The sequence below is a fragment of the Bacillus cereus group sp. BfR-BA-01430 genome, assembly GCF_022663115.1.
In the GTDB taxonomy this organism is placed as follows: domain Bacteria; phylum Bacillota; class Bacilli; order Bacillales; family Bacillaceae_G; genus Bacillus_A; species Bacillus_A cereus_BD.
Map to the genome: position 1 here is coordinate 235,820 of NZ_JAKUEW010000003.1, position 14,821 is coordinate 250,640.

Below are 14,821 nucleotides of genomic sequence, written 5' to 3' on the forward strand. Positions count from 1 at the left end.
TCGTTATAAACTAATGCCCTATTAAGAGCTTTCATTACATATTATTTAAATCGTTATCCTCTATATATCACATCTATCATGTATTCTCTAACATGCTTCATTGTACCAAACATTTGTTTTATGGGTCAATCCGCCTCTTTATGTATACCATTATAAAAATCCTATTTTTCGCAATAAAAAATATCTTGTTTACTTTCTCATTTTAGTAAGAAAGTAAACAAGATTCTTTTTTGTTACAGCATATTTAAGAAACGATCCGATACATTACCAGTATCTTCAGGCGTACGACAAATAATTAAGCAAGTATCATCACCACAAATGGTGCCGATAATCTCGTCCCACTCTAAATGATCAATAAGCGCTCCTAGCGCGTGAGCATTACCAGGTAATGTTTTTAACACAAGCATATGCCCTGCTGTGTCTAATTTCACAAACGAATCAACTAGATTTCGTTTTAATTTTTGTAACGGATTAAAGCGTTGATCTGCTGGTAAGCTATATTTATAGCGGCCATCATGTAATGGCACTTTTACTAAGTGCAGCTCTTTAATATCACGTGATACAGTTGCTTGCGTTACATTAAAGCCTTCGTTACGTAAAATGTCAACTAGTTCATCTTGTGTTTCAATTTCTTTGTTCGCGATAATTTCTCTAATTTTAATATGGCGCTGACCCTTATTCATACATTTGCACCTCACACTATCTCTTACCATAGTTTAAACGTTGATATACTTCACTTATTTATGTTAACGTATAATCGTTTTATTGTACACAATTGTTTTTACAATCATTATACAATTCCAACAAAAAGAGGAACAACATACGTTATTCCCCTTTTCCCTTTTGTTTTAACACTTCATGCGCTTCTGTAACAACTTGCTCGATGGAAATTGGAGAATGGTTTTCGCCAGTCTCGCGCTCACCATACCATTTTAAATGGATTAAAAATTCGATATTTCCATCTCCACCTGTAATAGGTGAGAACGTCAAGCCTTGTACATCGTATCCTTCTTGTAACGCAAAGTCGACAATCATTTCAACAACAGCTTCATGTACTTTTTTGTCACGAACGATACCTTTTTTTCCAACTTGTTCTCGCCCAGCTTCAAATTGCGGTTTAATTAATGCAGCTACATCACCATTTGGCATAAGCATTGTTTTTAAAACCGGCAAAATAAGCTTTAATGATATGAACGAAACGTCGATGCTTGCAAACTGAGGTAATCCACGCGCTAAGTCAGCTGGTGTGACATAACGGAAGTTCGTTCGTTCCATCACAACAACACGTTCATCTTGACGAAGTTTCCACGCCAATTGATTGTATCCTACATCCAAAGCATAAGATAACTTTACTCCATTTTGTAGCGCACAATCTGTAAAACCACCAGTTGATGAACCAATATCAATCATAATTTTATCTTGCAAATCAAGTTGAAATACTTGTAATGCCTTTTCTAATTTATAACCACCGCGGCTTACATAAGGCATAACTTGTCCCTTTATTGTAATGGGTGTGTCCTCAGGAATTTTTTCCCCCGGCTTATCGAGCCTCATCTCATTCGCATATACAAGCCCAGCCATAATGGCGCGCTTTGCTTTTTCACGCGTTTCAATCAGCCCGCGTTCTACTACTAATACATCTACTCTTTCTTTTTTTACACTCATTTGTTACGCCCTTTTTTGTTTTGATGGAATCATTGTATGAATGCGATCTACAACCGCATCTGTTGTTAAACCAATTTCTTCTAATAATTTCGTAACGCTACCATGCTCGATAAAATGATCTGGAATTCCCATTCGTTCAATCAATGCACTATGATATCCATGTTCAGCAGCAAACTCCATGACTCCTGATCCAAACCCGCCGATTAAACAAGCTTCTTCAATTGTTAAAATCGGTATATTCTTTCCTAAAAGATCATGCAAATATGCTTCATCCATTGGCTTAATAAAACGAGCATTTACCACCTTTACAGAAACACCAGCTTTTTCAAGACGCTCTGCTGCTTCCATAGCCATTGGAATTGTTGTCCCAAATGTTACAATGGCTGCTTGCGTACCTTCTCTTAATGTTTCCCATGTGCCAATTGGAATCACCTTTAATTCATCATCCATTGGAACACCAAGTCCATTTCCACGTGGATATCGAAGTGCAATCGGTCCATCTTCATATTGCATTGCTGTATATACTAAATGTTGTCCTTCATTCTCATCTTTCGGCATCATAAGGACGATATTTGGTAAGTGGCGTAAAAACGCAATATCAAATACTCCTTGATGCGTTTCTCCATCTGCACCAACTAATCCAGAACGATCAATACCGATGAAAACATTTAAATTTTGACGGCATATATCATGAACAACTTGATCATATGCTCTTTGTAAGAACGTCGAATAGATCGCTAAGAATGGTTTCATTCCTTGTGTTGCCATTCCAGCTGCCATCGTTGTTGCATGTTGCTCGGCAATTCCTACATCAATCATACGATTTGGAAACTCTTGATGAAACTTCTCAAGTTTAGATCCAACAGGCATCGCCGGCGTAATCGCTACGATACGCTCATCCGTTCTTGCCAGTTTACGAACCGTTTCACTAACAACGTTGCTCCATGCTGGAGCAACTTCCTTCGGTTTCACAAAGTCTCCCGATTCAATCTTATATGGGCCAGTGCCATGCCAAGTACCGATTACATCACTTTCAGCAGGTTTATACCCTTTTCCTTTCTTTGTAATCACATGAACAAGTACTGGGCCTTTTGTTTTCTTCGCATATTGCAGCGTTTCAAATAGTTTTTCATAATCATGTCCATCAACTGGACCTAAATAAGTAAAACCTAATTCCTCAAAAAAGACACCAGATACTAATAAATATTTCAAGCTATCTTTAATCTTTTCCGCCGTCGCTGCAACTTTCCCACCAACTGCTGGAATCTTTTTAAGAATATACTCTAGTTCATCTTTTACCCATTGATATTTGCCAGCTGTACGCAAGCGACCAAGTACATTATGAAGTGCTCCAACATTCGGTGCGATTGACATTTCATTATCGTTAAGTATCACAATCATATCTGTCTTTTCGTGTCCGATATGATTCAGCGCTTCTAGAGCCATTCCTCCAGTTAAAGCACCATCTCCAATAATTGGTATAACATATTCATTTGTTTTCTTTAAATCACGCGCTAAAGCCATTCCCATCGCAGCAGATAATGATGTTGAGCTATGACCAGTTTCCCACACATCATGTTCACTTTCACAACGTTTTGGAAAACCACACAATCCTTTATACTGCCTTAATGTACGAAACTCTTTTGCACGCCCTGTTAAAATTTTATGAACATAAGATTGATGTCCGACATCCCATAAAAATTTATCTTTCGGACTATCAAATAATGTATGCAGAGCAATTGTGAGTTCTACTACACCTAAGTTAGGAGCAATATGTCCACCTGTTTGAGAGAGCTCTTCAATTAAAAACTTGCGAATATCCTCACTCAATTCCTCTAGTTCACTGATAGACATATCTTTCAAAAAACTAGGGTTTTGAATTTGCGTTAGATCCACATGGATCACTCACTTTCATTTCATAATCTGTCAACATGTCAAATATTATAAAAAAACTTTACACAATACAAGAAGTTCTTATCTTTTCCTACTACATTTTATCTTATCTTTTCTTACTTGGATACGCCCACTTCTTTGTATGATGAAAAAAAGAGCCGCTCACACAACGTGACAACGGCAATGTAATCTAAGTATATTTTTGCCAATAAAAAGAAAAGAAAAACCTTTTTCTACATTTATACCACAAAATGATGAATGACTCAACAAATGAAAACGCTGTTATACTAGTTGTTACGCTTTGCGATGAGATCACAAACAGAGAGCAAGTATGTATCTTGTAATTGCAGGGACATAATTGCATCTTTTGCTTTGGCAATCGTTTCTTCTAATATGCTTTTTGCTTCGTCTGTCGCAAATAATGTCGTATATGTACTCTTTTCATTGGAAGCGTCGCTACCAATTGGCTTTCCAATTTCTTCTTCTGTTCCTTCCACATCTAAAATATCATCTCTAATTTGAAAGGCGAGGCCAACATATTTTGCAAAGACAAGTAGCTTTTCCTCTTCTTCTTTTGTTGCACCGGCAATGATAGCGCCAGCAAGTACAGCAAACTCTAATAATCTTCCTGTTTTATGCTTATGGATATACTCTAGTTCATTCAGTGTAAGGTGCTTTCCTTCCGCTTCCATATCCGCTACTTGTCCAGCCACCATTCCTTCTGGCCCCGCGGCTTTAGCAAGCTCAAGTGCTAGCCTTAACTTTATTTCACTAGAAATTCCTTCATGGTTATACGCTGAGACTACTTGAAACGCATAGGTGAGCAAGCCATCGCCTGCTAAAACAGCCATCGCCTCTCCAAATACTTTATGATTAGTTGGCTTCCCGCGTCTTAAGTCATCATCATCCATACATGGTAAATCATCATGAATTAAAGAGTATGTATGAATCATTTCAAGTGCACAAGCTGCACCTATTCCAAGTTCTCGTTCTTTCCCAAACGCATGCAAAGTTGCAAATAAAAGTAACGGGCGGAGACGTTTTCCACCCGCTTCTAATGAATATGCCATCGCATCGCGAAGCACGTTTGGACATTGCAATTCATTCGCATAACGCGCAAGTTCTTTTTCTATAAACATTTTGCTTTCTATTACAAAAGCATCGAAATCTCCATATGCCACTATGCTTCATCTCCTAAAGCTGTAAATGGCTCAAGTTGTCCATCTTCTCCAAGGATTACTGCCATTTGTTCTTGTACATCTTTTAATTTCTCATCACACAACTTAGACAATTCCATACCTTCTTTAAAGTATGAGATTGCTTCTTCTAAAGGAACATCGCCTTGCTCAAGCTTGGAAACGAGATGCTCAAGCTGTGAAATCGCCTCTTCAAAGCTCAACTTATTTTCCATTTGATTCACGCTCCTTTACGCTTGATACATTACAATCTAATATACCATCTTGTAATTGCACGGAAACTACATCTCCAGCACTAACATCTTTTACACTTTTCAATACTTGATTCTTCTCACTATATACAAGTCCATATCCTCTCATCATGACTTTAAGCGGACTTAATGCTTCTAGTTGCTTTGCTATTCTCACAAATGCAAATTCTTTCGTTTGTAATACCGTTTGCATTTCTCGTCGTAATTGCTTTTGCAATGTTTCAATCGCTATCTTTGTTTGTGAAATTCTTTGAGCAGGATGGTGCTTCTCCAAGTAAAATGAGAGCTGCTTTAACTGATTCACTTTTTTCTCCATATAGCGCTCTTTTGCTAAAACAAGTTGCTCAAGAGCTCGATCTAACTGCTCTTCTTTTTGTTCATATATTTGTCTTGGATAACGAAATGCATATGACTTTTGCAGTGCTTGTAATTGCTCTTGCCTTTTATGTAATATTTCTCGCATCGCTCTTTGTAAACGAAGTGTTCTTTGCAATACTTTCTCTTGCATTTCAAGAATATTGGGCACAGCTAATTCAGCAGCTGCTGTCGGCGTCGGTGCACGTAAATCTGCAACAAAATCAGCGATTGTAAAATCCGTTTCATGTCCAACAGCAGAGATAATTGGAATCTTACTTGCAAAAATTGCTCGCGCGACTATTTCCTCATTAAAAGCCCATAGCTCCTCGATAGAACCGCCCCCGCGGCCAACAATTAATACATCTATATCATTCATCTCATTTGCTGTTTGAATAGCTTGTACAACAGAGGGAGCAGCAAACTCCCCTTGTACAAGTACTGGAAAAACAATCACATTCCCAATTGGATAGCGACGTTTAATCGTCGTTATAATATCACGAATAGCCGCCCCCGTTGGTGATGTAATCACACCAATTGTTTTTGCATAGGCAGGAATGGATTGCTTATAAACTCGAGAAAATAACCCTTCTTCCTCTAGTCGAACCTTTAATTGTTCATAAGCTAAGTGAAGATTCCCCACACCATCAGGTTGCATATCATGAACATAAATTTGATAGGAGCCACTTGCTTCATAGACAGAGATTTTCCCTTTTACAAGCACCTTCATTCCATCTTCTGGTCTGAATTTTATATTACGATTATGCCCCGCAAACATAACCGCTGCGATCCTTGCATTTTCATCTTTCAATGTAAAATACATATGGCCACGGCTATGATATTTAAAGTTTGAAATTTCTCCTTTTAACCAAACAGACTGCAAATGCGGATCATACTCTATTTTTGTTTTCATATAGCGTGTTAATGCTGTAACGGTTAAATATTGCTTTTCCATTTCTCTCTCCTCATAGCCGCTTCAAATTATTTGCAGATAAAACCTGCACGTTTAGCAGATTCAACTGTATTATGAAGAAGCATCGTAATTGTCATCGGACCAACACCTTTTGGTACCGGTGTAATGTAGCCTGCAATATTTAGTACATTTTCAAAGTCGACATCACCGCATAGTTTCCCTGTCTCTAAGCGATTCACACCAACATCAATGACAACTGCTCCTTCTTTTATATAATCAGCCGTTACCATTTTTGGTCTTCCTACAGCTACAACTAAAATATCAGCTAACTTTGACAATTCTTTTATATTTTTCGTTTTAGAATGACAATACGTAACAGTCGCATTTTCATTTAAAAATAGTTGTCCTACTGGTTTTCCAACGATGTTACTTCTTCCAATTACAACAACGTGTTTTCCAGAAATATCAATATTCGTTTCTTTTACTAATTCTAAAATGCCATGTGGCGTACATGGAAGAAATGTATCTTGTCCTGTCATCATACGCCCAATACTAATGGGATGGAATCCATCTACATCCTTCTTAGGTGAAATTCTTTCAATGATAGCTTTCTCTTCAATATGTTTCGGTAAAGGTAATTGTACTAATATTCCATTGATACGATCATCCTCATTTAAACGATCAATTTCAGCAAGTAAACGCTCTTCAGTAATCGTATCTGGAAATTCGATAAGCTCTGAATAAATCCCCACTTGTTCACAGCCCTTTTCTTTTCCCTTTACATAAGAACGAGAGGCAGGGTCTTCTCCAACTAAAATAACTGCTAATCCTGGTACAATCCCTTGCTCTTTTAACTTCACAACTTCTTCTTTTAATTGTGCTCGTTTTTTCTCCGCAACTTCATTTCCTTTGATAATTACTGCTACCATTTTAAGATTCCCCCTTAAAGAAATTACAGTGTATCTTTTATATTAGATAAAACGCCGTTAATAAAACGACGAGATTCCTCATCCCCAAATGTTTTCGCAATTTCAATCGCTTCATTGATTGTTACATTATGCGGAATTTCTTCCATGTATTTCATTTCATAAACAGCTAAGCGCAAAATACTGCGATCAACAATACTAATGCGTTCTAATTTCCATTTTTTTAAATTTTGACGAATTAACTCATCAATTGTTTCTTTATGCTCTACAAAGCCACCAACAAGTGAATCTAAAAATTCATTTGTTTCTTCCCCTTCATCTAGCGTATTCTCTACCGCTACTTTCGGTTCTAATTCTCCAGTAATATCCATTTGATATAATGCTTGCATGGCTCTTTCTCTAGCCGTCCTACGTTTCATTGTAACTCTCCTTTATACTTCAAGTCTTTCTTTATGATTTGTTATATTATTATAATTTATAAGTTCTCAATTTACTTACTTTTGTAGTTTTCATTGATTTTTCAACCTTATAATACAATGATAATAACACAATTTATCGTTTCATACACGGGTTACACAGCTGAAAAATAATAAAAAAATTAACTTCAAGTTCCACATCTTATCATAATGTACGTTTTTAGGAAAAACATAGCTGTTCTCTTTCAGATTTCATATTTTTAAAAATAATATAATAATTAGAGGAGTTGATTGGTGAAGAAACGAAACGAGAAAAAAGGTGCCTAGTTCATGAGGCACCTTTTCATTCTTACACTGGCTCGATTTCTGTTTGTTGTGTTTCGAATGTTACGCCAACGATGTGAACGTTCACTTCTTTTGGCTCAAGACCAGTCATTGTAAAGAGCGCTTGACGAATGTTGTCTTGAATCTTTTGTGCAACAACCGGAATAGCAACGCCGAAATACATAATGACATAAACATCCACAATGATATCTTCGTTTACTAATTCAACCTTTACACCTTTACCATGATTTTTCTTTCCTAATTTTTCCACAACATCTGTAGCAAAATTTCCGCGCATTGCTGCCACACCATCTACCTCAGCAGCTGCAATACCTGCAATCACTTCAATTACTTCTGGTGCAATCTCTACTTTTCCAAGAGTTGTATCTTGACCCATATCTAACATATGTTCAGCCATGAAAAAAACCTCCTTTAAATATATCCCGCATCAACAGGCAGTAAAATCCTCTTCAACGTTCTTAGAACGAAAGAAGATCAATAGTAGATTCTCTTCCTATAGATGCCCAATTAGTGAAAGCTACATGAGTGGAGAAAAACGTTCCACCAATAAAAGTTTCACTTTATTACTGCGTCACAAGTTCATGTTCTTCCAAAAACTTTGTATTAAATTCACCTTTTACAAAATCCGGATGATCTAGCAATTGTAAATGGAACGGGATTGTTGTATGTACGCCTTCAATGACAAATTCACTAAGCGCTCGCTTCATCTTTGCAATTGCTTCTTCACGAGTTTTTCCGTGAACGATTAGCTTTGCAATCATCGAATCATAGTAAGGTGGAATTGAATAACCTGGATAAACAGCTGAATCGACGCGAATACCAAGCCCACCTGGCGGTAAGTACATTTCAACTTTACCTGGGGATGGCATAAATTTTTTGGCAGGGTTTTCCGCGTTAATCCGACATTCCATTGCCCAGCCATTAAATTGTACTTCTTCTTGCTGTAACGATAGCTTTTCTCCAGAAGCAACACGGATTTGTTCTTTAATTAAATCCATTCCTGTCACCATTTCAGTCACAGGATGTTCAACTTGAATTCGTGTGTTCATTTCCATAAAATAAAAGCTTTTCGTTTTATATTCATAAATAAACTCAACCGTACCAGCACCTGTATAATCAACTGCTACTGCCGCTTTCACTGCAGCTTCACCCATTTTTTGACGAATTTCAGCATCCAAAGCAGGTGAAGGACTTTCTTCTAACAACTTTTGTAAACGGCGCTGAATTGTACAATCACGTTCTCCTAAATGAATGGCATTGCCATGTGCATCTGCCATTATTTGAATCTCAACATGGCGGAAATCTTCAACGTACTTTTCTAAGTATACACCAGGGTTTCCAAAAGCGGTACTAGCTTCTTGCTGTGTAATTTGAATTCCTTTCACAAGCTCCTCTTCATGGCGAGCAACACGAATTCCTTTTCCTCCACCACCAGCTGTCGCTTTAATAATGACTGGATATCCAATTTCATTTGCAAGTTCGATCGCTTCTTCTATGTTTTTAATAATACCTTGTGAACCCGGTACAATCGGAACCCCTGCTTCTTTCATTGTATCACGAGCAACGTCTTTTGTACCCATCTTTGAAATCGCTTCTGGGCTCGGCCCAATAAAGATTAAATTACACTCACGGCATAGTTCAGCAAAATCAGCATTTTCAGCTAAAAATCCATAACCCGGATGAATTGCATCACATCCCGTTAACTTAGCAACACTAATAATATTTGTCAAATTCAAATAACTTTCTTTTGACATCGTTGGTCCAACACAATATGCCTCATCAGCTATCTGTACATGAAGTGATTCTTTATCTGCTTCTGAATAAATAGCAACTGTTTCAATATCCATTTCTTTACATGCGCGAATAATGCGCACTGCAATTTCCCCACGATTGGCTATCAATACTTTTTTTATCATCACAAAGACTCCCTTATTACGCTTTTACAAGAAATAGCGGTTGTCCATATTCAACAAGTTGTCCGTTATTAACAAGAATTTCAACAATTTCACCTTCTACATCTGCCTCAATCTCATTAAATAACTTCATTGCCTCTACAATACATACAACAGAATCTTTTGATACGCGATCTCCAACCGTTACATATGGAGGTGCATCAGGTGAAGAAGAAGCATAGAATGTTCCTACCATCGGCGATGTGATTTTATGTAAATTCTCATCTGTAACAGCTTTCTTCTCTTCCTGCTTCGGAGCTTCCACCTGCGCTGCTGCCGCTGTTGTTTCCACTTCTACAGTTGGAGCCGCTGCTTGCATAACTGCTGGTGCTTGTCCTACCACTACTTCGTGACCGCGTTTTTTCATTTTAATTGTTGTACCATCTTTTTTGTATTCAAATTCATCAATATTAGAGCTATCAATTAATTTAATTAATTCACGAACTTCCTGAATTTTAAACATATAAAACCCACTCCCATACTCTTGTTTGTCTCGTTTTTACAGTCGTCCTATAAAAAAGAACCGTTTTGCTGTAAAAATACGATGCATTCCACTGGAAACATTCTCTTTCAAAATGTACCAATAGAAAGATTGACTAATTCCATCTTACGATAAATATTTTCAACATTCCAACTTATATTTCTTTACTATAAATCGAAACTCCTGTGAAAATATAATTTCATTACATATTTTATCACCTAGTAATAATACCAAGTTTCACATGAAATTGGCAAGACCACTTCAAAAAAAAGGCTGTTTTCTTTTTCATAAAAGAATGCAATAACATGATGTTTCCTATATGAATCGTATTTCTAAATGTACAAAAATATATTTTACTAAATATTATTTTTTTGTTTACAAACCGTTTATTTTTCCTTCATATAAAAATAGTATGTTCAAAGGGAACGAAAATATCGTGTAGCGAGGTGCTGAAATATGATTTGGCTCATTCTATTTCTACCAGCTGTAACCGTTTGGGTCATTGTTACTTTTGTTCATATAAAATCTGGGGAAAGCAACCATCATTACCATGAACCTTTTATTTTCCACTCTCAACGCATCCCTCCGTTTCGGATTGAAGAAGACCATGCGAATGAAATGGAAAAAAGCTATCGAAAGCGATAGCTTTTTTCCATTTCTCTCTGCCTTACCACCAACCTTTGATTACTTAACAGGATCAAACTTCACACCTACATCCTTCGCTCCAGCTTCGCTTCGTACAAGTTGAATAATTTTATTTGCTTCTTTTTGCGAATGCTTTGCTGCTTTAACTGTTACTTTAATATCAGTTCCATCTGCTCTTACAAGTGCATCTTTATAGCCACCTTGCGATTTAATAACCGTTTCCAGTAAGCTTTCCTTTGTCTCCATTGTAGTAATTGCATCAAAACTATCTTTCGCTTTACTCTTTTCCTCTGCGGAAGATTTCGATGAATTCATTACATTTTGTAATTTTTCTTTCTCAGCACTGCGCTGATCTTCCATTTGCATACGAAGAGCTGTAAAATTCTCATCATTCGATTCAACAGTTACATTTCCTTCCTGTTTACTCGTTTCTTTATTACCACTATCTTTTTTCTCTGTTTCTTTACCCGCAGTTTCTTTTTTCTCAGATTCTTGATTTGTCGTTTCTTTCGTTCCTTCTTTTTCAGCATTTTGCTTTTCTTGTCCAATCTTTTCACTTGCTGTTGGTGTTACATTATTCATTTTCTCTGGTGTTGTTACATAATAAACAGATAAGACAACAACTAGGCTTAACATCGTCAATAACCAAACTGTTTGTTTTTTCAACACTTCACTTCCCCCTTAACCTTTTTTCGGTAACACAGCAACGCGGTGTGCTGGAACATCTAACATGCGCGTTACTGCTTCTTTTACCATTGATTTGATTTGTATATTATCCACTCCCTTTGCCACGACAAGAACACCGCGTACTTTCGGCTTTTCCGTGCGCAAAACAATAGGAGTTTCTTTATCCCCTTCACGGATAATCACTGTTTTCTCGTCCGTTGACTCGTCCTCCACCTCCCTTTTCCCTCCCGTTTTATCTGTTTCTCCCGTTGTTTGAGATCGTTTTACAATATTTTTTTCGAGTATTTTTTGTTCAGAGGAGTCAAGATTCACTTCAATTGATACTTCTTTCACACCTGTAATATCTTCTAACGAAGACTTTAATTCTTGTTCATATGCTTTTTCATATTTTTCTACCATAGACATACTATCGTTATTCTTTTGCCCAAAAGTAGGTATATCTTTTTCCGTCTTTTGACTTGTCTGTTCTTTAAAAACTGGCACCTCTTCTTTCTTCGGTTGAAAGAAATTACTAGAGAACATAAGCAAGATTCCAAGTATAAGTAGGACAAGCAAAAATTTTGGTGTTACCTTTTTTCCCTTCTCCCTATCTTCTTTCTCCTCTCCCTTAAATAAGTTGCGAAAAAATGAGAACTTTGAACCCTTATCGTTATTGTCCATTTACTCTACCTGTCCCTCCTTCCATTTGAACTTGGATTTGTTTATCCTCTAGCTGCCATTTGCTTGAAAAGAACTCCTTCATTTCTACGTTCATTTCTTCCGTTGTTTGCTTCGGTTCTTTCGTATTGATTTCAATTGGTTTTACAGTTTCAATTGCATCATTTTGCTTCGGTTCCCTTTCTTTCAATGTTACAATAACAGACTCAATATCTTTTGCTGCTCTTACTTCTTCCTTTGTTTCTAGCGCAACTACCTCTATATTAGATACTGTCATACCATACTTTTTCTCAAACTCTTTACCGATTTCTTTTTTCATTTTGACAGCCATCTCTTCTAAACTATATGCACGTGTAAGGGCTTGTATTTCTTTTTTCTTTGTATCAATAGAATTTTTTATAGAATGATCTGTTACATATTTTTCTTGATTAAAGGTAGCAATTACCTCATTTACATCTGTTTGTAATAGTTTGAATAACGGAGTCAAAATCAACACGATTAATAGTAGACTTACAACAAATTTTACATATTTCTGTAAATTAGAATTAGGAAGTAACAAATGAAGCATCGTCGCTAAAAGCAAGAATACAATAATGTTTCGAATCCATTCCGTAACAAATTGCATATTCCTCACCTCCTAGCGCATCATGAGGGTAATATTCCCTGCGGCGATTATAATCGTAATGCTAAGGAAGAACATAAAAGATACGATTGCTAGACAAGCAAACACATAAATAATGCTTCGTCCTATAATATCCAAACATTGAATAATCGCTCCCCCGCCAACTGGCTGTAAAACAGCGGCTGCAAATTTATAAATAAAGGCGATACAAAAGATTTGAATAGCTGGAAATGCTACGATTAAACATAAAATAACAAGTCCAATCATCCCTACTGTATTCTTAAGTAGCCCAGACGCACTAATCACAGTATCTGCAGCTTCTGTAAACATTCTGCCTACTACTGGTATAAAGTTTCCCGTGACAAACTTCGCTGTTTTTACAGCGATACCGTCAGCAACTGCTGTTGCTGTTCCTTGTACAGATAACACGCCGAGAAAAACGGTTAAAAATATCCCGATAATCCCAACGCTAACTTTCTGAAAAAGTTTAGACAGCTTCATAACTTTATATTGATCACTCATCGTACTTACGATACTTAAAATTGTTGCAAGTAACAAAAGTGGAAGAACGATATAATTCATAAGTAAACCGCTTGTATTCATTAAGAACACGATAATAGGATGAAAGAATGACACGGATACAACGCCGCCTCCGGTCGCTATTAAAGCCAACAAGATTGGAAGCAATGCCAATATGAAATCTACCATCGTTTGAATCGTTTCTCTTGCATAAGTCATCACTACATAAAAACTATTTAATGCAAAAATAATGAGCACCATGTATACAACAGCATCTGCAATTTTACTAATGCTACTTTTGGCAAAAGCGGATTGCAAAGATTGTAATAGCGCACTAAAGATTGTGAGCATAATAAGAGTCCCAAGTAACTTTCCATTTGCAACAAGCTCATGGAACAAATATTTGAGTAAACCTATCATCCACTCCTTTATTGAAAATTCTTTTTCTCCTTTCACAAATTCCATAAAACTTCCCTTTTGGCTTTCTGGTAAGTAACCGTCATATTTAGTAATCAGTCCATCCCAAAACTGCTTCACATCCTCAATTCCAAGTTTGTCCAATTGCTGGTCAACGACGTTTTGTTCTATAGGAGAAGCTTGTACGACAATTGGTAAAGAAAAGAAAAGGAAGCAAGCAAACAGCAGCTTAGCTCCAAACTTCCGCAACATCTACTCCCCCTTATCCCGTAGGTAAAAAGCCAAGAATGGTTTCAATTACAACTGTTAAAATCGGAATGGCCATAACAAGTATTAATATTTTCCCGGCTAATTCGATTTTAGAAGCGATTGCTCCTTGCCCTGCATCTTTTGTAATTTGCGCCCCAAATTCAGCAATATAAGCAATGCCAATAATCTTTAATAATGTTTCGACATAGACATTGCTCACTTTTGCTTCACTGGCAATTCGCTCAATCATTCTTAAGATAGAATGAATTTGATCGATCAATAGAAGAAACATTACACTACCAATAAAGACAATAAATAATGATGTAATGCTAGACTTATGTTGATTTAATATAGCCGCTAAAAAAGTTGCAACGAGGCCTAATCCGACAATTTGAATAATTTCGATGCGAATCGCCTCCTTTACTGGAAGAGAAAGACACTTTTAATCTTGTCGAACAATGTATTGATTAGGAATGCTACGTGAAATAAAATGACTACAAAGCCGACAAGAATGACCCAATTTGCAATATCTTCCCGCTTTAATTCTTTTAATACCGTATGAATGAAAGCTAATATAATGCCAATTCCGGCGATTTGAAATATTAACCCTACGTCAATGGACATCGCCTTTCT

The 14,821-nt window shown here is 36.8% G+C and carries 18 protein-coding genes; 1 reads left to right on the top strand and 17 read right to left on the bottom strand.

Annotation, left to right across the window (positions count from 1 at the left end):
- Window positions 1–233: 233 nt before the first annotated feature.
- The 11 genes from argR to accB form a co-directional block, all read right to left on the bottom strand.
- Window positions 234–683 carry an arginine repressor ArgR gene (gene argR, locus MR058_RS09515; RefSeq protein WP_012095328.1) on the bottom strand — a complete coding sequence of 150 codons (450 nt, stop codon included), beginning with the start codon at window positions 681–683 and terminating at the stop codon, window positions 234–236.
- A 142-nt stretch (window positions 684–825) separates the two neighbouring features.
- On the bottom strand, window positions 826–1,665 hold the full coding sequence (locus MR058_RS09520; protein WP_242143729.1) for a TlyA family RNA methyltransferase: 840 nt from the start codon (window positions 1,663–1,665) through the stop codon (window positions 826–828).
- Between the two features lie 3 nt (window positions 1,666–1,668).
- Window positions 1,669–3,561 (bottom strand): 1-deoxy-D-xylulose-5-phosphate synthase, encoded by a 1,893-nt coding sequence (gene dxs / locus MR058_RS09525; protein ID WP_242143730.1) that lies wholly within the window; start codon window positions 3,559–3,561, stop codon window positions 1,669–1,671.
- Window positions 3,562–3,845: 284 nt separating this feature from the next.
- Complete coding sequence (locus tag MR058_RS09530; protein ID WP_242143809.1) at window positions 3,846–4,697, bottom strand: polyprenyl synthetase family protein; 852 nt, start codon at window positions 4,695–4,697, stop codon at window positions 3,846–3,848.
- Window positions 4,698–4,738: 41 nt separating this feature from the next.
- On the bottom strand, window positions 4,739–4,969 hold the full coding sequence (gene xseB / locus MR058_RS09535; RefSeq protein ID WP_012095332.1) for an exodeoxyribonuclease VII small subunit: 231 nt from the start codon (window positions 4,967–4,969) through the stop codon (window positions 4,739–4,741).
- A complete protein-coding gene (gene xseA, locus MR058_RS09540; protein WP_242143731.1) occupies window positions 4,959–6,314 on the bottom strand; it encodes an exodeoxyribonuclease VII large subunit in 1,356 nt (451 codons plus the stop codon). The genes xseB and xseA overlap by 11 nt, the downstream gene beginning before the upstream one ends.
- Before the next feature lie 26 nt (window positions 6,315–6,340).
- Window positions 6,341–7,201 carry a bifunctional methylenetetrahydrofolate dehydrogenase/methenyltetrahydrofolate cyclohydrolase FolD gene (folD, locus tag MR058_RS09545; protein ID WP_242143732.1) on the bottom strand — a complete coding sequence of 287 codons (861 nt, stop codon included), beginning with the start codon at window positions 7,199–7,201 and terminating at the stop codon, window positions 6,341–6,343.
- Window positions 7,202–7,224: 23 nt separating this feature from the next.
- Window positions 7,225–7,617 (bottom strand): N utilization substance protein NusB, encoded by a 393-nt coding sequence (gene nusB, locus MR058_RS09550; protein WP_242143733.1) that lies wholly within the window; start codon window positions 7,615–7,617, stop codon window positions 7,225–7,227.
- Between the two features lie 346 nt (window positions 7,618–7,963).
- Window positions 7,964–8,356: an Asp23/Gls24 family envelope stress response protein gene (locus MR058_RS09555; RefSeq protein WP_242143734.1), complete on the bottom strand. Its 393-nt coding sequence runs from the start codon at window positions 8,354–8,356 to the stop codon at window positions 7,964–7,966.
- Window positions 8,357–8,522: 166 nt separating this feature from the next.
- Window positions 8,523–9,875 carry an acetyl-CoA carboxylase biotin carboxylase subunit gene (gene accC / locus MR058_RS09560; protein WP_242143735.1) on the bottom strand — a complete coding sequence of 451 codons (1,353 nt, stop codon included), beginning with the start codon at window positions 9,873–9,875 and terminating at the stop codon, window positions 8,523–8,525.
- 16 nt (window positions 9,876–9,891) lie between these two features.
- Window positions 9,892–10,374 (bottom strand): acetyl-CoA carboxylase biotin carboxyl carrier protein, encoded by a 483-nt coding sequence (gene accB, locus MR058_RS09565; protein ID WP_242143736.1) that lies wholly within the window; start codon window positions 10,372–10,374, stop codon window positions 9,892–9,894.
- A gap of 474 nt (window positions 10,375–10,848) precedes the next feature.
- Between accB and MR058_RS09570 the strand changes: the two genes are divergently transcribed.
- Window positions 10,849–11,037 carry a DNA recombination protein RecO gene (locus MR058_RS09570; protein WP_242143737.1) on the top strand — a complete coding sequence of 63 codons (189 nt, stop codon included), beginning with the start codon at window positions 10,849–10,851 and terminating at the stop codon, window positions 11,035–11,037.
- Between the two features lie 39 nt (window positions 11,038–11,076).
- Here the strand turns inward: MR058_RS09570 and MR058_RS09575 are convergent, their stop codons facing one another.
- From MR058_RS09575 to spoIIIAC, 6 genes are read right to left on the bottom strand one after another with little or no spacing between them, the layout of a single operon-like run.
- A complete protein-coding gene (locus MR058_RS09575) occupies window positions 11,077–11,706 on the bottom strand; it encodes a SpoIIIAH-like family protein (RefSeq protein WP_242143738.1) in 630 nt (209 codons plus the stop codon).
- 12 nt (window positions 11,707–11,718) lie between these two features.
- Window positions 11,719–12,384 carry a stage III sporulation protein AG gene (gene spoIIIAG / locus MR058_RS09580; protein ID WP_242143739.1) on the bottom strand — a complete coding sequence of 222 codons (666 nt, stop codon included), beginning with the start codon at window positions 12,382–12,384 and terminating at the stop codon, window positions 11,719–11,721.
- Window positions 12,374–13,006 (bottom strand): stage III sporulation protein AF, encoded by a 633-nt coding sequence (gene spoIIIAF, locus MR058_RS09585; RefSeq protein ID WP_242143740.1) that lies wholly within the window; start codon window positions 13,004–13,006, stop codon window positions 12,374–12,376. Before spoIIIAF ends, spoIIIAG begins: the two co-directional genes overlap by 11 nt.
- A 12-nt stretch (window positions 13,007–13,018) precedes the next feature.
- Window positions 13,019–14,191, bottom strand: coding sequence for a stage III sporulation protein AE (gene spoIIIAE, locus MR058_RS09590; protein WP_242143741.1), 1,173 nt, complete (start codon window positions 14,189–14,191; stop codon window positions 13,019–13,021).
- A 10-nt stretch (window positions 14,192–14,201) separates the two neighbouring features.
- A complete protein-coding gene (gene spoIIIAD / locus MR058_RS09595) occupies window positions 14,202–14,600 on the bottom strand; it encodes a stage III sporulation protein AD (protein WP_313928208.1) in 399 nt (132 codons plus the stop codon).
- Between the two features lie 8 nt (window positions 14,601–14,608).
- On the bottom strand, window positions 14,609–14,812 hold the full coding sequence (gene spoIIIAC / locus MR058_RS09600) for a stage III sporulation protein AC (protein ID WP_012095344.1): 204 nt from the start codon (window positions 14,810–14,812) through the stop codon (window positions 14,609–14,611).
- Between the last annotated feature and the right edge of the window lie 9 nt (window positions 14,813–14,821).